This is a genomic window from Terrilactibacillus tamarindi, assembly GCF_009718825.1.
GTDB classification, from domain to species: domain Bacteria; phylum Bacillota; class Bacilli; order Bacillales; family Sporolactobacillaceae; genus Terrilactibacillus; species Terrilactibacillus tamarindi.
Window position 1 is genome coordinate 74,721 of the sequence record NZ_WNHB01000012.1, and the last position, 21,541, is coordinate 96,261.

A 21,541-nucleotide genomic window follows, 5' to 3' on the forward strand; every position below is an offset into this window, starting at 1 on the left:
GGAGATGAGTAACATGACACTAAATTTGTTTCAACATTATTCCAAAATTCAGGAAATACATCCACTTGTGCATCATATTACGAATACCGTAACCATTAATGATTGTGCGAATGCTACACTGGCTTTAGGCGGAAGACCGGTTATGGCAGATAGCCCAAAAGAAACCGCTGAAATGGCCAAAAATGCGTCCTCTTTGGTTATTAATATCGGGACATTAACAGAAGATGCTATTCTAGCTATGAAAGAAGCAGGAAGATCCGCCAATCACCATGGTGTTCCAGTTATCTTTGATCCAGTCGGAATTGGGGCGACCGCTTTTCGAAAGGAAACAGGATTTGATTTATTAGATGCCATTCATCCTTCCATTATTTGTGGTAACATGTCTGAGATGAAGACACTTGCAGGACTTGAATCGAAAAGTCGTGGAGTGGATTCTGGTGATTCGATGGATGACGCTGATAGACTCGCTAAAGAACTTGCTAAGAAGTATGAAACCGTGATGGCGATTACGGGACCTATTGATGTTGTTTCAGATGGAGAGAGAACGGTGAAATTGAAGAATGGTCACGAGCGTCTCGCTGATGTTACAGGTACGGGATGTATGACTAACTCACTAATAGCCACCTATGCAGGTGCCGGAAATACCCCGTTTGAATCAGCTATTCTAGGTATCCTAACCATGGGTATTTGCGGAGAAAAAGCGAACGAATGGTCAAGTAAAGTTAATGAAGGCATAGGAACGTTTAAAGTAAGACTATTTGATGCTTTTTCATTGCTATCAGAAGAGGATTTCTCAAGAAGTGTGATCGAATATGTCTAGTTTAAACGTTGACTATCGGTTGTATTTGGTTACAGAAGCATATCACCCAGATCAAGATGATGAGTATTTCCGTAAAGTCGAGTCTGCCCTTAGGGGCGGGGTCACACTGCTTCAATTTCGCGAGAAAAAAGCTTCGTCTAAAATATTGTATGATGTCGCTAAGCGGTTAAAACAGCTTGCTCAGCAATATGAAGTTCCTTTTATAGTGAATGACCGGGTAGATGTGGCGCTTGCCGTTGATGCGGACGGTGTACATATTGGACAAGATGATCTGCCTGCTGATTTTGTTAGAGAATTGATTGGACACGATAAAATTTTAGGTGTTTCAGCTGCAACGATTGATGAAGCGGTAAAAGCTGAGCGTGATGGCGCAGATTATATTGGGGTTGGAGCTGTATTTCCAACTTCCTCGAAGTCCGATGCGACAGTCATTACATCCGAGATGTTTCAAGCGATTCGAGAGCGAGTGGACTTACCCATGGTCGCGATTGGAGGGATCACCAGCGATAATGTAAAAGACTTAAAAACGTTCAATATTGACGGCATTGCGGTTATTTCAGCGATCTTAAATCAAAAAGACTGTGAACAGGCTGCTAGACGTCTGTTGGAAGTTCAAATTAAATCTGAACACTAATGAAAAAAAGAGGCAGTTCATAATGAACTGTCTCTTTTTAATGTCTACGTAATCCCTTGGGATAGAAATTCTTTAACGTTCCATTCGCAACTTTTCCCCAACCAATCGGATAGTTATCTATGGTCACGATCGTCCATCCTTTGTTCAAATTAGATGGTAATGTTTCGCCTCTCAAATAGGATGCCCACTCTTTATCAGTTGAAGAGAGGTTCAGTTTCTGTTTAAAATTAGATGGATCTAGGCCTAGAGCAAGGGCGTGATTCGGTTCAAATCGTTGTTTTTTTTGCTCACCAATATGAAGACCTGTTCGGACAATCCTTAATCCAGAGAAGTCAGGGAAATCTTTTGGAATCGAAAACAAATGATTTTTCATAAAAAAGAGGGTCCCTGGGACAGAAGTCGTTAAACTCTCCTTCTCAAATGAATAGAAATCTTTCAAGTCACATTTCTTCGCTGTTTGAGTAAACGTTTGACTGTTATTTTCAGATTGAGTTGACGTATGAGCTTTTTTACATTTAGCAATAAAATGTCCTTCGCCTTGAACATGGTGTGGCCACAGTCTTGCCGTTTTTATGAGATCCTTTCGATGTGATATAGACCAATCGGGATTTCCGTCTGTCATTCCACCTTTCTTCTGAATAGGAAGTAATTCTAGATCAGGATAATGATCTAAAAAATGGTCGATGGACTGCTCATTTTCTTCTGCAGAAAAAGTACACGTGGAATAAACAAGAATACCACCAGGTTTTAACATGTGATAAGCGTGATCTAAAATCTCTTTTTGCATGCTAGCGCAGTGCTTCACATGATCCAAACTCCAATATTCTATCGCTTCTGGATCCTTTCGAAACATTCCTTCACCAGAGCATGGTGCATCAACCAAAATTTTATCGAAATAACCGGCAAAACGATTAGCCAATCTTTCGGGTTTCTCATTTGTAACTAAAGCATTCGTTATCCCGCAACGTTCAATATTCTCAGAAAGTGCTTTAGCACGTTTCGCATTGATTTCATTCGCCATGAGAAATCCTTGATTTTTCATGGATCCTGCAATTTGGGTTGTTTTTCCTCCTGGGGCAGCACAGAGATCTAAGATCCGTTCACCAGGTTTTGCATCGAGGCAGTCTGCAACCGCCATCGCACTCGGTTCTTGTATATAATATAATCCTGCTTGATGGTAGGGATGCTTGCCAGGTTCATCCTCAAGCTTATAGTAGAATCCGGTATGACAGAATGGAACGGGTTTAAGCTGAAAAGGGGCGATTTGAGCCAATCGTTCAGGAGTTATTTTTAATGGATTAATACGTAATCCATGATATCTTGGTTTTTCATATGTAGCGAAAAAAGCATCGGATTCATCGTTTAGCATATGACTGATGCGTTCGATGAACAATTTTGGCAACGACAATAAGAAAATCTCCTCTCAAATTAGATTAACATCATCACCTTATTATAATGAAATAAGAATGGTTTTGAAAGATAACGAAAGAAAGACTCCCGCATAAAGGTCTGATCGGAAATCCAGATTGACTGAAGGACGGATCATCTTGGGTTTACACTTTTTCTTAATTGATCTGACCATTCTTAATGAGATTACAAATCACAATAGCTATTAGCCCTTTTACTATTTTATTAATGAACAACCCCAGTAAAATTACTATCAACGAGTTCTCAGCACTAATCATGCCCAAATATCTCTACTCCATTAACCGATAGTATCATCTGAGAAAATGAGAATTAAAGATAGATATTTTTTATTAAATCATTAATTTTTTGACACAAAAGTCCTTAGTTTTCAGGAGTTTTATGTCCAAATACATTTTTATGTCATTATTTTAGACATAAAAATACTGAATAAAAATAAAAAGATCCCTATATTAGGAATCTTTACTCAGGAAATTTATGTCAACCATCACTAATGGTCATTAACATTATCAAATTAGTGTCAATTGTTCTCTTTAAATCTATTAACATATGCTACAATAAGCTATAGAACAACAAAAGGACTTAAAGGTGGGTTGCATGCTACTCTCTATGTCAAAGCATAGATGGGTGGTGATGCCATGACGACATTCCAAGCATTGACGCTAATGATTCAATTCGCTACGTTGGTGCTATTGATCATGTCGTTTAGAGAAAGAAAAAAGTAACCCCACCTTTGAGTTGACCGCTCTTTAGGGTTACTTCCTTAATTAGTAGCGTGTTTCTCGCCTTTGGGCGATTTTGTTGTTCTTACTTGCCATCAGTGTTGTAGCACTGGTGGCTTTATTAGTTTATGCTATGCCTATACTTTTCATACTATATTATTCTATATATTTAATATATACTATTTATATTCGTGTTTCAAGGATGGAAGTGTCAATAATTTTGTGTAAATAAGTTTTCAACCCTTTCAGATAAATTATCACATTCTAATTGTTCTTGTTCGATGGATTGTTTTTGATTTACTTGGTAGGGCTTTTAAAATTTTAGTTAAATGTAATTATCGAAATATGTCTCGTAATAATGATAAGTCTTCACGAAAGATATTTCTTAATTCTTTTCCTAACGTGTTCTCTATTTTTAACAGTCATGGAATTCTTATCGAAAGTTCATCCTTTTGCGACTCTCTTCTCATGTAATCATCTAAACTGCCGTTTTTAATTTCTCTACAAAAATAAAAATTCCATCGTTCTTTAGTTTATCGTTCACACAGGCTATTTGTTCATACCTGTTTTTCGGGAGCCTAAAATAGGTTGCTACTATTTTTAAGATAGATGAATATGTTGAAATGTTTTAACATCAAATAACCCACAATCCGTTAATTTGAGATCTGGAATGACCGGCAAACTTAAGAAAGACAGGGTCAAGAAAGGATTAAATTCATCTGATGCACCTATCGACTGAAGAGCTTCATGAATGGCCTGTAATTTATGATTAACATCAAGAGCAGACTCATCAGAAATGAGACCAGCAATAGGAAGAGAAAGCTCAGCTAAGACCTCACCCTTTTGCACGACGACGAGACCCCCATGAATGTCTTTTAATCTATTTGCAGCGACAATCATATCTTCATCATGGGTACCTGTCACAACGAGATTATGAGAGTCATGAGCGATGGTTGTGGCAATAGCGCCAGATTTGATTTTAAACCCTTTGACAATTCCTAAACCGATATTTCCAGTCCCTTGATGTCGTTCAATAACCGCCATTTTTAATAGATCACGATCCGTAGAAAAGGCAAAATGATCATCTACAGTTGGAACGGGTATATGAAGGTGTTTCGTCACCAAGCTGTTCGGGATGATTTCAATAACATGCGCGAGATTATTTTCTAACTTAATGTCGAAGTCAGAAGGAGATAGTTTAGGCAAAAGTAAATGGCTTATCACGTTATCTTCATTTACTTTCCGAACACTTTTATTAATCATTTCACCATTTTCTGCAATATGCTCACCTTTTTGAAAGACCGATTGAATTGTAAAGGTATCTAAATCATTAAGAATAAGGAAATTTGCCTCGTAGCCAGGAGCGATCGCCCCTTTTTGGTGAAGACCATAACATTCTGCTGCATTAATTGAGGCAAGTTGAATACTTGTAATTGGATCAAGTCCTTCTTGAATGGCGAGACGAACGTTATGATCGACACTGCCTTCATTAATTAGATCGTCTGTATGTTTATCATCCGTACAGAAAAGAAAACGTCTTGAATTGCGTTCATTAACAAGTCCAATTAAGGCCTTTAGATCTTTAGCCACAGAGCCTTCTCTAATTAAGACATGCATGCCTCGAGAGAGCCGAGCTTTTGCTTCATCTTGGTTAACACATTCATGATCTGTTCGGATACCTGCTGCTTTATAGACGTTTATCGCATTTTCATCCAGTCCAGCTGCGTGGCCATCAATGCGTGTTGTGTGATTTTTTGTCAAAAGTAATTTGTCGATCATTTGATCTTCCGCATTTAATACGGCAGGATAATCCATGACTTCAGCAAGACCGAGAACTTTTGGATGCTCAAAGAAAGGTTCAAGGTTTTTTGCTTGTAAAGTTGCTCCATTGTGCTCAAACGAGGTTGCTGGAACCGAAGAAGGGAGCATCACAAAAATATCCATTGGCACATGATCGGCATCGTCAAGCATGAATTGGATCCCTTTTTCCCCAAATACATTGGCAATTTCGTGAGGATCCGTTATCACTGTTGTTACTCCGTGAGGAATGAGAACGTTAGCGAACTCTGTTGGTGTCAGCATAGATGATTCGATATGTACATGTCCGTCAATCAGTGCAGGCGAGATGAATTTCCCTTTTGCATCAATTGTTTCTCTTCCTTCAAAAGAACCAATACCTGCTATATATCCATCACATATCGCAATATCACCTTCGAGGATTTCCCCATTAAACACATCAACGATCTTGCCATTTTTAATGACGATATCCGCTTTCTTTCTCTTACTTGCGACATCAATTTGATTTTTAAGTGATGATTTGCTTTGTGTCATACGCATCAGCTCCTCGCCTATAATTAATCCCGTTCTTACTATTTTAATATAATTGTTGATCATTATATGCTTTCACTAGGAAGAAAGTCAATGAAAGTGAAAGAATTTGACATAGCTTAAAATAAAAGCTGTTTTTGCAAACAACTAGCCATAATCTCTTAAAAAAGAGAAAAAAACCAAGGAACGATCTTATTCCTTGGTTACTCGAATCCATTAATTTTTTGTTAATTCAAGGAAATCTTTAACATCTTTAATCGCGTAATCAACGGCAGATTGCCAAAAATCTGGCTTAGTTAAGTCCACTTTTAAATGTTTTTTAGCGAGTTCTTCAACAGTCATCCGGCCCGTGTCTCTTAGCAAGGCATCGTATTTATCGGCAAATGTTGCACCTTCTTCTAAGGCTTTTACATAAATCCCTGTGCTAAAGAGATAACCAAAGGTGTAAGGGAAGTTGTAGAAAGGCACATCTGTAATATAAAAATGTAACTTAGATTGCCAGAAGGCGGGATGATAGGAAGATAGGGCATCACAATAGGCTTCTTTTTGAGCGGCTAACATTAGTTCATTTAAACGGTCACTGCCTACGATACCTTGTTTTCTTTCTTCATAGAATCGAGTCTCAAATAAGAAACGGGCATGAATATTCATAAAGAAGGCAATACTGCGACCCAGTTTTTCATCCAAGAATGATATCTGTTCTTCTTTGGTTTTTGCAGCGGCTTGTGCAGCATCACTGACAATCATTTCAGCGAAAGTCGATGCTGTTTCAGCGACGTTCATCGCATAATGTTGCGTCAGATAAGGCAAATCGTTCATGACAGATTGATGATAAGCATGACCGAGCTCATGAGCGAGTGTTGATATGTTCGATGCCGTTCCACTGAACGTCATAAATATCCGTGATTCTTCTGATAATGGGAAACTCGTGCAGAAACCACCGGGACGTTTTCCATTGCGGTCTTCAGCTTCAATCCAGCGATTCTTTATGGCATGTTCAGCAAATTTAGCCATATTAGGATTAAATTTATGGAAATGCTGTATGATAAAATTAGCCGATTCTTCATAAGTCACCTTCTTGCTTGAAGTGGCGATAGGAGCGTCGACATCAAACCAAGATAATTTTTCTAAACCAAGCAATTTGGCTTTTCGATCTAGATACTTAACAAAATGGGACTTATTATCTGTTATGACTTGCCACATGGTTTCAAGCGTTTTGTCAGTCATACGATTGTAACTAAGAGGCTCTTTTAAGACTTTTTCCCAGCCTCTTTCTTTATATGTTTGAAGTCTAAAACCTGCAAGATGGTTAAGAGAAGCTGAACAAAAATCGACTTGTGAGTGCCATGCTTCTTCCCAAGCAGCAAAGGCGGCTTTTCGAATGTCGCGATTCGAATCATCCATTAAATTAGCCAGCTGTCCTACAGAAAGGTCTTTTTTACCATCAACAGGATGATCGAATGGTATGGATATATTACTAACGATGGTGTCATATAAAGTTCCCCAACCATGATAGCCATCAATAGCAAGACTACTGATGATTTTTTCTTGATCGGCAGAGAGTCGTTCTTTGGCTTTTTGACGACTTTCTTTTAAATAGAAGGAGATGGTTTGCATGTCAGGGTCACTTAAGAAAGCATCCCAAACGTCACTTGGAAATTCATTGTATTTACTTTCTAGAAGTGTTGAACAAGCTTCAAATTGAGCAGCTGTTGCTTGAATGGCAGCAAATAACTGACTTGCTTTATCGTCTTTCATATTTTGAGAGGTTAAGCATTCAAGAAAGGCATAGCCTTCAATTAGACGTTTATACAGAGCTTCGTATTTATGTATGATGTCTTTCCATATCGTTGTTTCACCGTTAGTTTTTGGTGCATTTGTTTCTGTTAGCGTACTTTGAAAATTGTCTAGGTCTTCATTTAATTTTTTTAGAAAAGAAGCAAAATCCTTCGAATGACTACCACCTTCAAAGATGGTCTCTAAATTCCATGTTTGATCAAGAGTTTCATTAATCATTCATTCATCCCCTTTGTAGTTAAATATTTCGTATATTTCCAACTTCTATTGTATCAAAACTCATCTTAATAATGCATGGAAAACACCACCGATGATATGATAAACTTTGTAGAAGAGTAAAAAAATTCGTTTAAGGATTGAAAACCAGACTTAATAAACTATAAATACGTGTTCAAAAAGGTGACAAATTAGAAGCAAGAAGGTCAAGGCGGCGCCGTTTTGAGGACCAGAATGTAGGTTATTACTACATGAGGACCAGCCTTCCACAGGATGTGGTGGCTTCAACGTTGCTCACAGGACGTGAGCGCTTTTAGTTGAAGATCCTCTTGACGGGCGTCCGAGATTCGTAGCTTATCATTTGGTGACTTTTTGAACAACTTCTAAGAGTAGGTGTGAGAAACTTATGATAAAAGTCTTATTCGTATGCCTCGGAAACATTTGTCGTTCACCGATGGCAGAAGCTGTTTTTCGAGATAAAGTACAACATGCTGGGTTAAATCAGAAAATTGAAGTTGACTCAGCTGGCACTGGAGATTGGCACATTGGTCATCCACCACATGAAGGAACGCGGAAGAAATTAGACGATATTGGTATCTCTTACGAAGGCATGAAAGGGCGTCAAATTCGTTCGGAGGATTTCACAGATTTTGATTACATTATTGCTATGGACGAAAGCAATCAACGTGACATTGAAGACTTAATGGATCGTTCAGGTCAAGCGAAAGTGATTCGTTTCATGAGCTTACTCAATGATGAGCCATCAAAAAGTGTGCCAGATCCCTATTATACAGGTAACTTTGATGAAGTTTATGAGCTAGTTAATAAAGGAACCGAAGCCTTGCTTCAAATGATAATTAATGAACATTTAAAATAATAGACTAAAAAAAGAGAGCTCAGTCTTAACATGAGTTCTCTTTTTTGTACTTTAAGCAAAAACTAGGCCTCTGTCAGCCCCTTAAAGGCCCCGCAATCGACAAGTTTTCTTAATGATTTAATCGATGTTTCAATTCCTAAGCTATATACAACATCAACAGTAGAATAGACCTTTATGAAATAGTCGAAAACACTCGTGACTTTAGTCATGAGAGATTCAGATACTATGAATCCTTTCCCAGTTACTTTTGATGATCTCAATTAAACGTCTTACTTTTTTAAAACTTAGTTTTTCTTCAGCAATAATGAGAGAGGTTTGAATATTAACAGGAGCGTGATTTAACTTTATTTCAAATAATATTCCAGTTTGTAGTTCTTTCTTGACTAAATTACGACTAATAAGCCCAATTCCAATATTATTAATTACCGCACTTTTTACAGCTTCTAGACTACTGAATTCAATGATATTATCCGTAGAGATATTGGCTTCTTTAATAAAGGTTTGAATACTATCATCAAAAGGTCCATCGATTTCATACTTAATAAAAGGATAATTGGCTAGTAGAGTTTCTGGATTTTCCTCAGACCCAAGTTCCTTTGAGGCAATCAAAACCAAATCCTCATATTCAGATAATACAATATTGGAGATCCCGCCTTTATCTAATTGGCCGGAGATGATTCCTATATCATACAAATTACTTTCCATACCCTCAATGACTTCATTGCTATGACATGATACGAGTCTAATATTGACCTTAGGATAATCGTTTAGAAACTCTCTGATAATATAAGGGAAGTAATGGGTACAGAACGTTTCTGAGGCCGCAATAATAATTTTACCACCTTTATTCATCTCACTTTGTACGAGTGCCTGATCCATTTCTTCAATTAAATGAAAAATTTGCTCTGCATAATCTTGTACAATTTTGCCTGAAGAGGTCAAGAACGTTTGTTTTCCAATTCGAAAGAAGAGAGACTTTCCTAGCTCATTTTCTAAAGATTGAATTTGGGAGGTGACAGTTGGTTGGGTAAAATTCAACTCTTTAGCTGCTTTTGTAAAATTTAGGTGTTTTGCTGCGACTTGAAAGGTTTTTAGATTTCGAAGTTCCATTTTTACCTCTTCATTCGTTATAGTTATACATAATTATAATATTCATAAATTTGTTACACAAGAGTGGTTAAGTTATTTATTTTGGCAATACATGTTATAAGCAATGTCAATTTTTCTTATTTTTATATCTGTGATAACGTTAAATTAACGTACAAAATATTCAGAATTGGAACAATGTAATTACTCATTTTTGGCTATATGTCAATTATTCTTTTATGGTAACAAATCTATAGTTTGAAGTTTGGTCATAGTCTGTACTTTAGGAGGAAATAGAATGGTAGAACGTTCACTTTACGCGAGAGCAAAGGCAATCTTTCCTCCCGTAGCTAACCGTGCAACTTCTCTTGGCATTGTAAAAGGAGAAGGGGTTTACCTATGGGACGAAGAAGGAAACAAGTATCTTGATTTTGCTAGTGGCGTGGCTGTAACGAATGTTGGTCACAATCATCCGTATGTTGTGCAAAAAGTCGTAGAACAATGTCAAACCTTGATTCATGGCGGACATAACGTGATCTATTATCCGACTTACGTTGAACTAGGTGAGAAATTGATCGAAGCAGTTGATCCAAATTATAAAGTCTATTTCTCAAATAGTGGGGCTGAAGCGAACGAAGCAGCTATCAAATTGGCTAAGCAAGTGACGAAACGACCAGGAATCATCTCGTTTAAAAGGAGTTTCCATGGTCGGACCCTTGCAACAACGACACTTACTGCTTCTAACTCTGGTTATAGACAAAACTATGAGGGACTACTCCCAAGTGTTTATTATGCTGATTATCCTTATGCTACCCGTTCAGGTTTAAATGAGGAAGAGGAGGTTAAGAGATGTATTGGCGCACTTGACGAAATTTTCCATTGTTTAATTGCACCAGAGCAGGTTTCAAGTATTATTGTGGAACCCATGCAAGGTGAAGGGGGATATGTTGTTGCTCCTAAGGCTTTCATTCAACATTTACGTAAAGTCTGTGATGAACATGGCATTCTACTTATTTTTGATGAAGTTCAAACGGGCTTTGGTCGAACGGGAAAATTATTTGCCTATGAACATTTTGATGTGAAACCTGATATTCTTACTTTAGCAAAAGGGATCGCTAATGGTTTTCCACTTAGTGCTATTGTCGCTAAAGGTGAACTGATGGATGCATGGACACAAGGAACTCATGGAGGAACTTATGGTGGAAACCCAGTGGCCTGTGCTTCTGCTCTAGCTGTACTCGAGTTATTGCAAGATAAATACATTGACAATGCCAAAAAAATGGGCGAATACTTTGTTGAAGAATTGACGCTGTTAAAAGAAAAATATGATGAAATCCTTGAAATTAGAGGACTTGGCTTAATGATTGGTGTTGAGTTCGTCACTAAAACAGGGGAACCGAATGCCACTCTCGTTAAAAAAGTGATTGGTAAAGCGCTTGAAAAAGGACTCATATTACTGAATTGTGGAGTAGACAAAAACGTGATTCGATTTATTCCACCTCTTATTGTGAAAGAAGAAGAAATTAATAAGGCAATAACCATTTTCTCAGAATGCCTTGAAGAAATTCTATAATGAACCGAAAATGAACGGCGTCACTATTGTGAGACAGGAGCTATCAATGGTGACGCCGTTTTTTCATGATTATCCACATAAAGAAGCAGATCATAGACAAATTAATCCATGGTCTGCTTCTTTTGTTATAGAACTTTCTCTAAAAAGTCTTTGGCTCGGTCTGTTTTCGGATGACTAAAAAATTCTTCCGGTGGTGCAACTTCTAGAATTTGACCTTTATCCATAAAGATCACCTTATCGGCTACCATTCTTGCAAAGCCCATTTCATGAGTAACAACAGCCATTGTCATCCCTTGCTTGGCCAAATCCATCATAACGTCAAGCACTTCTTTCACCATTTCAGGATCGAGTGCAGAGGTTGGCTCGTCAAATAAGAGATAGTCCGGTTCCATAGCGAGAGCTCTTGCTATCGCTACCCGTTGTTTTTGGCCACCAGAAAGACGGCTTGGATAGGCTTCTGCTTTTTCAGATAATCCGACCCGCTTGAGTAACTCATCAGCTATTTGAACAGCCTCTTGTTTCGTTTTGTTTTTGACCTTTACAGGCGCATACGTCAAATTTTCTAAAACAGTTTTGTGAGGAAACAAATGGAAATGTTGAAACACCATCCCGACTTTTTCCCGTATTTTTATCATGTTGCGGTTATTTATAGTTGTCACGTTTTGATCATCAATAAAGATATTGCCTTGCGTTGGTGTCTCAAGTAAATTGATGCAACGTAATAACGTTGATTTACCAGATCCAGAAGGCCCAATAATAGCAACAACGTCACCTTTTTTAATTTCTAATGAAATGTCTTTAAGTACCTCATTAGTTCCAAATGATTTGTGTAATTGTTCAACTTTAATCACTTCTACTCATCCTCCTCTCAAAGAGACGTCCAAGAATCGTTAAGATCATGATCAGAAAATAATAAACGACAAAAGAGACGATGAGCGGTGGAAAATATAAACTATTTTCTGCTGCAACCACTTGTGCCCGGCGCATGAGATCAAGAACACCGATCGTAGAGACAATAGCGGATTCTTTTGTTAATGTAATAAATTCGTTCATCATCGCTGGTAAAATCTTTTTAACCGCTTGTGGTAAGATAATATCTTTCATCATGGCTCCATAAGGAACCCCTAAAGCACCAGCTGCTTCAAACTGTCCTTTGTCTACAGCATTAATACCTGAACGAATAATTTCAGACATATAGGCTCCTGAGTTGAAACCAAACGTAATGACAGCAGCTAGAAAAGCTGATATATCATAACCTATAAGCTGGGGTGTGGCGAAATAGACAATCGTAAGTTGAAGAATTAATGGGGTACCACGGAAAATGGATGTATAAAAGTCTGCTAACAGAGCCAAAATCTTAATCCTTCCAATTTTACATAGGGATAATAGGATACCTAAGACCATACCAGTAACAGCGGACACAAGGGCAATTTCTAATGTTGTCCATACCCCATTAACAATATAAGGGATTGAGTGGGCAATTAATGAGAATCCGCTAAAAATATTCAAATTGGAACCTCCTTCTTTGAAATAACAATCGATAGTAAATAAAGAAAGCGAAACGTCGATCAGCATGGGGCTTACAGCCGATTAATGTGGAATACAATAGTTTAGGGGGACTACTATGTCCCCCAGGGTTTTTTACTTCATCTTTACGTTTCTCAAGGGTGAAGCTTGATTGAGATAGTTCTCTTATTTTATAGTGAACCATTTTTTAACGAGCTCGTCCATTTTTCCGTTTTCTTTCATTTTCTTAATTTCTTTATTGAAATCTTCTCTAATTTTGCTGTCTTTAGGGAAGGCGATAGCTGTTGGATAATCGGGTTGATCAGGTACATAGAATGATGTTAACTTATTATTTTGTTTGAGGTAACCAAGAGCAACCGTATCAACAGAGAATACCGCATCTAAACGACCTGTTTTTAATTCTTCAACGAGTTCATTGAGCTTGTTTAACTTTTCAAATTTCATTCCAAGTTTCTTTTGTTTATTGACTGATTCAGCTAATTTTTCTTGAGTTGATCCGAGTTGGAGACCTACTTTTTTACCTTTAAGATCTTCAATTGTTTTAATGTTTTTGTCTTTACTTGTCACAACGACTTGCTTAATTTGATGATAGCCATCTGAGAAATCCACACTTTTCTTTCTTTCAGGGGTTGGAAGCATACCTGCGATAACAAAATCGGCACGTTTACTATTTAAAGCAGCGATTAGGCCACTGAACTCCATATCTTTAATTTTTAGATCATAGCCAAGTTGTTTTGTGATGTATTTAGCTACATCAATATCGAAACCAGAAATGGAACTGTTGCTACTTTTACTGTCAACAAATTCGAATGGAGGATAGTCCGCACTTGTTGCCATGGTTAACGTTTTCTTTTTAGAATCACCATCACTAGATGATCCACATGCGGATAATAAAACTAACATGAGTGCAGTACAAATTAAAATAAGCTTTTTCAAAAGAAACACTCCTCTATTTTTTTGTATTATAACTTAAAGAGTTAATACCCTTCAATGTTGTATTTGTGATTTCCTGTATTAACATTGGGAGAACATGGAATGAGTAAGGCTTATAGACTCTCTCGGTCCACTGATGGGCGTCTTTTCCATAAACACCAATATTAATAGATGGGATGTTTAAATGATGAATCAGATCCAATGGAAGTTGATATAAATGATCCCAAACAGGAATATTCATTTTTAAATCTTCAGCATCATCTTCAGTCCCATTCATGGAAAGATAGCTGCTGTCTGAAAGATATGGGAAAAACTTCTTGATGGCAAAAGATTCATTCGTTTCATTTGCAATTTTGTCAATGGCGTGTTCAAGAATCAGTCTGCATTGTCTTTGATCATCGACATGATCTTCCAAATAATTATGTGGGCAATAAGGGGGCCCAAAGAAGACAATGACTTTAGGCTGCTTATCATGATCAAGTTGCTCAAGTGCATCTACAATATGAAAACAAACGTCACGAATGTCTGCATCCGGATATTGACTAACAGTCGCTTTAACAACTGAATTGACGTCAATGCCTTGAGATTTAATATGATTAATATAATGATCATATCCGTAAACCTTGATATTCCAATCCGTTTGATCATCTATGAGAGCACTATTTGCAAGAAATCGTTTATATTGAGATCCAAGATAAAGTTTAACTTCTTCGCATGATTGCTTGGCCACATGAATTAATTTTTCCAATACCTCACTTGGAGAAGCTTCATATAAAAAATAGTTAAAATACAGATGAGACTTTCCGGCTGTTTGGACATTGTAAAATTCTTTTTGATCTCGTTGAAAGAGACATGATGGTGGTAAGACAGTTTCATTCGGTATCGACTCGGCAAAGTCCATATTATTGTTAAGATGATCATTAATACGACTCGCAATTAATGTTGGATCAACACCTGTTAGTGTTTGTCCAACGTGAGCTTCGCGGCCCTTGATATAAAAACATCCGAGTAATTTACCTGCATTGCCTGTGTAAATATAGCGATTCGGATCATTTGGATAGAGAGGGCTATTAAAGTCACTGTTAATGGCCATTGCGTAATGTAATTTTTCTTCAATTCTTAAACGATGAAGTTCTTTTGTAGCTTCAATGACACCCGTATGTTGGTTTTCTTCAACCGGATTAAACATGACTAAAATATTTCCGTTTAACTCTTCTCTTCTTTCTGAATAAGACAACAAATTAACAAGATGAACAGCGATGCCGCTTTTCATGTCGAGCGCCCCTCGACCAAATAACCATTCACCAGTCGAGGCGTCTTGTTTAACTTCAGGGTCTTGATCATACACCTTAAAATACTGTTCCAGCTCATTTGATTGAAAAGCAGATGTCTTTAAACTTCCAAAATCGTCTATGCCCACAGTATCCATATGCGCATGGTATATAACTGTTTTATCATTTTTTGATTTGCTTCTTAATAAAGCAAAGACATTTTGTCTTCCAAGTGGATCATCTTGAAGCTGCTGCGTCCATACTTTACTTGGATTTTCTTTAAAGTAAGGGAATGAGCGTAATATTTTTTCAATCGTTTTGGCTAAATCAACTTCACCAGACGTCCCATTGATACTTGAAATATTAACGAGCGAGCGAGTTAGAAATTCAATTTTATTTGAGAAAGAAAGATCTTTAATATGTTCATACATCTTGATACGCTCCTTCATTCAGGTGGTATAGAGACATGTGCAGGTGTCTTTTTCTCTTTATATATCGTCTCTATCTAGCACCAATGTTGAACAGTGAAGCCCTCCACCCATTGCATTAATCTCATTAATATTGATCGGAATAACCTCAATATTGTTTTCTTGTAACTTTTTCATGGTCGATTGACCTTTTTCAGAAAATAGCACTTTTCCTGGTGACAAGCATAAACAGTTATTGGTTAGTGGTGGATCATTAGGGTCCGTGATAATGAGTTTAATTCCACGATCTTGCAATAATTCCAAAAACCAATGAGGAAGATTTGTTATGTCGACTAAGGCTTTATCTCGATCAACCATCATAAACGTTTCATCTAGATGAATTAAATGAGCAGGCAGGTCGACAACAATTAGTTCCATGCCTTGCCAAGATAATATATCTCTTAGTTGATCGATTCCTTCTTGGTTCACGCGAATGGATCGTCCAACAATGGCTGTTTTTGCATCTAATACAGCAAAACTACCGCCTTCTGCATAGCCATTGCCTTGAATAGATGCTAGGACAGGCATACCAATTTTTGCAGCTGTTCTAAGGGCAAGCCGTGTTTCCCCGTATCTAAATTTAAAAGCGAAACGAGTTAAAATTAAACCACCAGGAACGACCATGCCGACATCTCTTGCAAAGAGTTTGTTTGTGATTAATTTGCCATCATCTTCAAGTTCAATCACTTCAATCCCTTCTGCTTTTAATATGCTGACCATCTTATCATGCTGTGCTTGCATTAAAGCTAAATCTGGCGCTGTTTCATGAAGACAATAACTTACAATTTCACCATCATCGTCTCTAAGAATGAGAGCTTCAGCCTTGGGATCAAATTTTGCATTTTGAAGAGCATGAACTTCTTTATCGGGGCGGTGAACAAGGATTTTTCTTATTTTACCTACAGAATTGGTTACGCCCCAATTATTGTCCCAAAACTTTTCTAGTAGTCCTTTGTCTGAAGCGGGTTCTTTAACAAAATTTTCGCCTAAAAATTCATGTAACCTAGACAAAATACTGGCTCCTTTCGATTTCTTTCACACACACCTAACATTGACTGAATCGTTAAAATCTTTATAAATTTATCATATTGGATATTGAGTGTGAATAAAAATTGTAATTTTAAATAGTATATATTTAAATATCTAATCAAAGATAAAAATGACCGTGGATTCCATTCACTGATTTATAGACTGCACCTGCTTTATTTATTCATATAATTGGGTTTATGTATAAAAGAGAGAGGGAACTAAATGTATAAAAAGGGACAAAAAAAGAGACAACCTTTTGATGATAAGTCATTAGTTTGTCCCAAGGGTTAATTAAAATTGACTTAAATGAGTATAAGCATCATTAATTGTTGTTTGATGGGTTAAATTAAAGAGGTCCGGCACGGTACCATCATAAATCAATGAGCTTTTTTGTAATAAGAGCACATGGCTATTCATTCTTACTTCTTCTTCAAGTGACGTAGCCATCACGATGGTTGTTCCAAAAGAAGAAGCAAGGTCCTTTAAATAATTCCAAATCCTTTTATTTAAAACAGGATTAATACCATAGGTCGGTTCATCTAATAATAATAAAGAAGGTCTGTGTAGCAATGAAATAGCGAGCGATAGGGATCGCTTCATATCATTTGTATATTGAGAGACCAAAGTATGGGAATGTCCCCATAGTTCAACTAGACTAAGCAACTCTTTAATTCGGACTTGAGTGGTTTTATGCGGTAATTGATAAAGTCTAGAATAATAAGTCATATGCTCTTTTGCATTTAAAAATGGATAGAGTCCATCAGTCTGTGGCATAAATCCCATTTTTGGTCTGTTTGTAGGATGATCTTCAAATGTTATTGTACCTTCTTGCAAATGATGATATCCAGCTAGTATGTTCAATAACGATGACTTTCCAGAACCCGATGGACCGTAGATGCACGTTATTGTCCCCTTGTGAATGGAAAAAGAGATATGGTGAAGCAATGGCCTGCTTCGCTTTTTAAGTGAAATGTTATTAACGTCTATGTAAGCCACCCGCGCACGTCCTTTCTGCCCTAATTGCATTTTAGCACTATTTAGTAATTGATTGAATGCCTTTTCTCCTCATATTCGTAAGTATTTTGAACAAAATAGGAAAGTGGCCTTTATTGTCACAGACTAAAAAGGAGGGAAAACGATGGGGAATAATAAAAGCACGCTTAGAAAATATGCGCTAATCGGAGGTCTACTAGGTGCTTCTGTTTCTCTAATGAATAAAGAATCCAGACGTTCATTAAAACAGACTATGAAAACAGCCTCTTCCAATTGCGGGAAATTAATATATACACTGTGGACGAACCCTAACAAAGTTAGTCAATATATTAAAAGTACCGGTAATAATATGCGCTTAATGGCCCAAGAAGTATCGGATGATTTTTCTAAAATGGTCAATAATGTCGATCAAGTAAGAAAAAGTTCATCAGAAGCTGTCAATTATGCTATAGAAGCAGGAAGTGAATTGACAGATATAGCTTCGAAAATAAAAAATTCTAGTCAATCTGTTATCCCAACAAATTTTGGCGGGCAGTCGAGCAATTTAACACCAAGTATTGCTCAGTCGTTTCTAGATTCACCAACTAATTTAACGCAGAAGAAAACAACGCCTGTTCAAAGCGCTACTCAAACTCAGCCAACTACTTTATCAACACCAAAGAGTAACGTTAACACGTCAACAAATCAAACCACGATGACGAGTTCAACAAATGCTGAAGATTATATCAATCATCTTCCAAGCAAAGAAAAAGAGAAAATTAATTCCGTAATAGAGGATATTAAAAGTAGTACCGGTGCTCAAAAAAATTCAAAACCCATTCATTAAATAGTTAACCAATGGCCCAGAAAACTACACCATAAAAATAAGTTAAATCGAACCAAAGGTAAGATGGGAGAGGAAACCTAATGATGGAGGAACATAGTCAACGTACAGACATAAAGATGATTATAAGACGTTTTATTAAAAGATTTACAAAGGAAGGGACATTGGATATAGCGGCAACGTTAGCTTATTACTTTTTGTTGTCGCTGTTCCCTTTCCTTATTTTTTTATTTGCCATTATTCCATATTTAGGGATAGATCAGTCTCAATTTTTAGATCTGCTGCAACGTTATGCACCAACAGCTTTAAATGACGTTATCAAACAAAACATCGACAAAGTGTTTAATAAAAATGGAGGTATATTATCATTTGGGGTTATTGCAACGCTTTGGCCAGCATCAAATGCCTTGAATGCTTTAATCCGTGCTTTAAACCATGCTTATGACGTTGAAGAAACGCGATCATTTATTTATCAACGTTTATTAGCGATTCTTTTTACCGTCTCAATGGTTTTTGTTATTATTATATCTCTTGGTATTAATGTCATTGGAGGAGCTGTTTTTAAAACTATATTACACAAATTGGGCTTTTCAGACGGTTTAGCCACCATTTGGCATTTACTAAGCCTATTAATAACGTTTGTCATTGTTATTATTATTTTTGCTTTACTTTATTACTTCTGTCCAAACAAAAAGTTGCACATAAAAGATGTTATTATTGGAGCCGTTGTAGCTGCAGTAAGTTGGCAAGTTGTATCATATGGCTTTTCATTTTACATTAAATACTTTGGGAATTATGCTTCCACGTATGGAACTTTAGGCGGTATTATTATCCTGATGTTATGGTTTTATATTACTGCATTAACCATTATCGTTGGCGGAGAAATTAATGCTGTTTACCGATATATAAAATATAAACATAAATAAAACGAAGTAGTTCGTAACCTGCTTCGTTTTCTTATGGCGATTGAAAGAAGGTCGAGTCTAAAAATCATCTTTACAGCTTAATTAACATTTGATTATAAGCCATGCCCTACCCGATGCCGAGAACACTCATGACTAAAGTCACGAGTGTTCTTGGCTATTCATAAATTTTTCAATAGTCTTAGACCATTTAATATGACAAGAATGGTACTTCCTTCATGACCGACAACACCCAACGGTAAATTCACAATTCCTATAAAATTACTCACAACTAGTATAAGAATGACCATTAATGCAAAGGCAATATTTTCTTTAATGATGCGATTCATCTTTTTGGAGAGTTTAACGGTATCTAATATTTTCATCAAATCATTTTTCATAAGGATAATATCCGCCGTTTCTAAAGCTGCATCAGTTCCAGCACCCATTCCAATGCCTAGATCAGCTGTAGCAAGAGCCGGTGTATCATTAATTCCGTCACCAATCATCGCAACCGATCCATATTCTTTCTTTATTTGTTTAATGGCATTTGCTTTTTGGTCAGGCAGGCAATCGGCAATCATAGAATCTACACCGGTTTCTTTCATAATGGTTTTAGCTACTTTTTCATTATCTCCTGTCAACATTACGGATTTTATGCCGTATTGTCTAAGTGATGCAATGGCTTCTTTGGCCGTCTGTCTGACTTGATCGTTCAGGCCTATGCATCCGATAACCTGACCGTTCCTTTCAATGAAAACCAAAGATTGATCTTCCTTTATATGAACCTCTTTGAGGAACAGATGAAGAGACACCTCATCAATAAATTTAGGATTTGCCTTTCCTATTTTGTAGTTAAACTGATCTATTTGCCCGTATACGCCATATCCGGGAACAATCTTCACATGATCTGGATTTGGGATCGTTTTGATATGTTCTTTTGCATAATCAACGATAGCGAGACCAAGAGGATGTGTTGTATGAGATTCAATAGCCGCGACATGACTTAATAGATCATCATTTGTTAATGGACTTAAATTAACAAATTGAGTAACTTTTGGTAAACCCGTTGTTAAAGTTCCTGTTTTATCAAAGGCAATAGCTTGGATTGATGCCAATTGTTGCAGATGTATGCCCCCTTTTATGAGAATTCCATTTCGGGCTCCATTCGCTATTGCGGACAAAATAGCCGGAGTAGTCGATGCCACAAGTGCACAAGGTGATGCCACGACGAGTAATACCATACTTCGGTAGATCGTATGACTCCACGTCCAGCCAAATAAAAATGGAGGGAGGGTCAGCATTAGAGCAACAAATATAAGGACAAAAGCAACATACAGATTCTCAAATTTTTCAATAAAAGCTTGTGCAGGAACTTTTTCGTTTTGTGCAGATTGTACGAGATGTAAGATTCTACTAAACGTTGAATCCTGACTTCGTTTGGTCACTTTAACAATTAAGTGTCCTTCTAGATTCACGGTCCCAGCCATGACTTCATCATTTACTTTTTTAAAAATGGGTATCGATTCACCTGTCATTGACGAAGCATCAATTGTGGTTTCTCCTTTTAGTATGACGCCATCTGCAGGTACGCGTTCACTAGGCTTAATTTGAATCAGATCACCAAGATTCAATTCGTTGACGGGAACAGTCGCTACTTGACCATGGTCCAATCGCTCAGCTGTTTCGGGTTGCAAGTCCATTAAAGCAGACAAGGCTTTCGAACTTTTTTCAGTTGAATAGGTTTCAAGTGCGCCACTTAAGGCAAAAATAAAAATTAAAATGGCACCTTCAAACCAATGACCTATAAAAGCTGCACCAAGAGCAGCAAAAATCATAAGCAATTCAACGTTTAATGTTTTTTCTTTTAACGTCTCTTCAATACCTTCTTTAGCTTTTGCAAAACCGCCAATAAGGTAAGCTAAGAGAAAGAGGTACCACGGGGTTTGTGTAGACATGTGGTTGATCATGTATCCAATAAGAATCAGGATACCGCTAATAAGTGCAGCAATAAGTTCGGCGTGCCGTTTTAAAAAAGAGAGATTCATTCCGTGAAAAATTGTTGGCTGTTTCATGAGTTCGCTTTTTTCATCCATTAGTATCACCCAATCATTTTAA

19 protein-coding genes are annotated in these 21,541 nt (G+C 37.1%); 7 read left to right on the forward strand and 12 right to left on the reverse strand.

Annotated features, from left to right (window positions below; genetic code table 11):
- The first annotated feature begins 13 nt into the window (after nt 1-13).
- Both thiM and thiE read left to right on the forward strand, forming a co-directional pair.
- A complete protein-coding gene (gene thiM / locus GMB86_RS08845; protein WP_155218784.1) occupies nt 14-820 on the forward strand; it encodes a hydroxyethylthiazole kinase in 807 nt (268 codons plus the stop codon).
- Entirely contained in the window at nt 813-1,454 is a 642-nt protein-coding gene (thiE, locus tag GMB86_RS08850; RefSeq protein WP_155218786.1) for a thiamine phosphate synthase, read from the forward strand. The genes thiM and thiE overlap by 8 nt, the downstream gene beginning before the upstream one ends.
- 37 nt (nt 1,455-1,491) lie before the next feature.
- On the opposite strand, the gene GMB86_RS08855 is transcribed toward thiE, so the two are convergent.
- A complete protein-coding gene (locus tag GMB86_RS08855; RefSeq protein WP_155218788.1) occupies nt 1,492-2,862 on the reverse strand; it encodes an RsmF rRNA methyltransferase first C-terminal domain-containing protein in 1,371 nt (456 codons plus the stop codon).
- Nucleotides 2,863-3,517: 655 nt separating this feature from the next.
- Between GMB86_RS08855 and GMB86_RS16145 the strand changes: the two genes are divergently transcribed.
- A complete protein-coding gene (locus GMB86_RS16145; RefSeq protein ID WP_408033835.1) occupies nt 3,518-3,604 on the forward strand; it encodes a putative holin-like toxin in 87 nt (28 codons plus the stop codon).
- Nucleotides 3,605-4,201: 597 nt separating this feature from the next.
- Here GMB86_RS16145 and ade read toward each other — a convergent pair.
- Nucleotides 4,202-5,932: an adenine deaminase gene (gene ade / locus GMB86_RS08860; protein ID WP_155218790.1), complete on the reverse strand. Its 1,731-nt coding sequence runs from the start codon at nt 5,930-5,932 to the stop codon at nt 4,202-4,204.
- 213 nt (nt 5,933-6,145) lie between these two features.
- On the reverse strand, nt 6,146-7,945 hold the full coding sequence (locus GMB86_RS08865) for a M3 family oligoendopeptidase (RefSeq protein ID WP_155218792.1): 1,800 nt from the start codon (nt 7,943-7,945) through the stop codon (nt 6,146-6,148).
- 403 nt (nt 7,946-8,348) lie between these two features.
- Here GMB86_RS08865 and GMB86_RS08870 point away from each other — a divergent pair, with 403 nt between their 5' ends.
- Nucleotides 8,349-8,819: a low molecular weight protein-tyrosine-phosphatase gene (locus tag GMB86_RS08870; RefSeq protein ID WP_155218794.1), complete on the forward strand. Its 471-nt coding sequence runs from the start codon at nt 8,349-8,351 to the stop codon at nt 8,817-8,819.
- Between the two features lie 62 nt (nt 8,820-8,881).
- Here GMB86_RS08870 and GMB86_RS15505 read toward each other — a convergent pair whose 3' ends face one another.
- Together GMB86_RS15505 and GMB86_RS08875 are read right to left on the reverse strand one after the other, a co-directional pair.
- Nucleotides 8,882-9,028, reverse strand: coding sequence for a hypothetical protein (locus GMB86_RS15505; protein ID WP_196220171.1), 147 nt, complete (start codon nt 9,026-9,028; stop codon nt 8,882-8,884).
- Between the two features lie 7 nt (nt 9,029-9,035).
- On the reverse strand, nt 9,036-9,929 hold the full coding sequence (locus GMB86_RS08875; RefSeq protein ID WP_155218796.1) for a LysR family transcriptional regulator: 894 nt from the start codon (nt 9,927-9,929) through the stop codon (nt 9,036-9,038).
- A 274-nt stretch (nt 9,930-10,203) separates the two neighbouring features.
- Between GMB86_RS08875 and GMB86_RS08880 the strand changes: the two genes are divergently transcribed.
- On the forward strand, nt 10,204-11,478 hold the full coding sequence (locus GMB86_RS08880; RefSeq protein WP_155218798.1) for an aspartate aminotransferase family protein: 1,275 nt from the start codon (nt 10,204-10,206) through the stop codon (nt 11,476-11,478).
- Nucleotides 11,479-11,603: 125 nt separating this feature from the next.
- On the opposite strand, the gene GMB86_RS08885 is transcribed toward GMB86_RS08880, so the two are convergent.
- From GMB86_RS08885 to GMB86_RS08910, 6 genes are all read right to left on the reverse strand, one after another.
- Entirely contained in the window at nt 11,604-12,329 is a 726-nt protein-coding gene (locus tag GMB86_RS08885; protein WP_329602835.1) for an amino acid ABC transporter ATP-binding protein, read from the reverse strand.
- The gene (locus tag GMB86_RS08890; protein WP_230459060.1) at nt 12,322-12,987 is read right to left on the reverse strand and encodes an amino acid ABC transporter permease; all 666 of its coding nucleotides are present in this window, start codon (nt 12,985-12,987) and stop codon (nt 12,322-12,324) included. The genes GMB86_RS08885 and GMB86_RS08890 overlap by 8 nt, the downstream gene beginning before the upstream one ends.
- Nucleotides 12,988-13,170: 183 nt before the next feature.
- Nucleotides 13,171-13,941 carry a transporter substrate-binding domain-containing protein gene (locus GMB86_RS08895; protein WP_155218803.1) on the reverse strand — a complete coding sequence of 257 codons (771 nt, stop codon included), beginning with the start codon at nt 13,939-13,941 and terminating at the stop codon, nt 13,171-13,173.
- Nucleotides 13,942-13,954: 13 nt separating this feature from the next.
- Nucleotides 13,955-15,640 carry a M20/M25/M40 family metallo-hydrolase gene (locus tag GMB86_RS08900; RefSeq protein WP_155218805.1) on the reverse strand — a complete coding sequence of 562 codons (1,686 nt, stop codon included), beginning with the start codon at nt 15,638-15,640 and terminating at the stop codon, nt 13,955-13,957.
- 57 nt (nt 15,641-15,697) lie between these two features.
- The gene (locus GMB86_RS08905; protein ID WP_155218807.1) at nt 15,698-16,687 is read right to left on the reverse strand and encodes a dimethylarginine dimethylaminohydrolase family protein; all 990 of its coding nucleotides are present in this window, start codon (nt 16,685-16,687) and stop codon (nt 15,698-15,700) included.
- 309 nt (nt 16,688-16,996) lie between these two features.
- Nucleotides 16,997-17,731 carry an ATP-binding cassette domain-containing protein gene (locus tag GMB86_RS08910; protein ID WP_155218809.1) on the reverse strand — a complete coding sequence of 245 codons (735 nt, stop codon included), beginning with the start codon at nt 17,729-17,731 and terminating at the stop codon, nt 16,997-16,999.
- Between the two features lie 112 nt (nt 17,732-17,843).
- Here GMB86_RS08910 and GMB86_RS08915 point away from each other — a divergent pair, with 112 nt between their 5' ends.
- Together GMB86_RS08915 and GMB86_RS08920 are read left to right on the forward strand one after the other, a co-directional pair.
- A complete protein-coding gene (locus tag GMB86_RS08915) occupies nt 17,844-18,524 on the forward strand; it encodes a hypothetical protein (protein WP_155218811.1) in 681 nt (226 codons plus the stop codon).
- 80 nt (nt 18,525-18,604) lie between these two features.
- A complete protein-coding gene (locus GMB86_RS08920) occupies nt 18,605-19,447 on the forward strand; it encodes a YihY/virulence factor BrkB family protein (RefSeq protein WP_230459061.1) in 843 nt (280 codons plus the stop codon).
- Between the two features lie 158 nt (nt 19,448-19,605).
- On the opposite strand, the gene GMB86_RS08925 is transcribed toward GMB86_RS08920, so the two are convergent.
- Nucleotides 19,606-21,519, reverse strand: a complete 1,914-nt coding sequence (locus tag GMB86_RS08925) for a heavy metal translocating P-type ATPase (protein ID WP_155218813.1) — start codon at nt 21,517-21,519, stop codon at nt 19,606-19,608.
- Nucleotides 21,520-21,541: the final 22 nt, after the last annotated feature.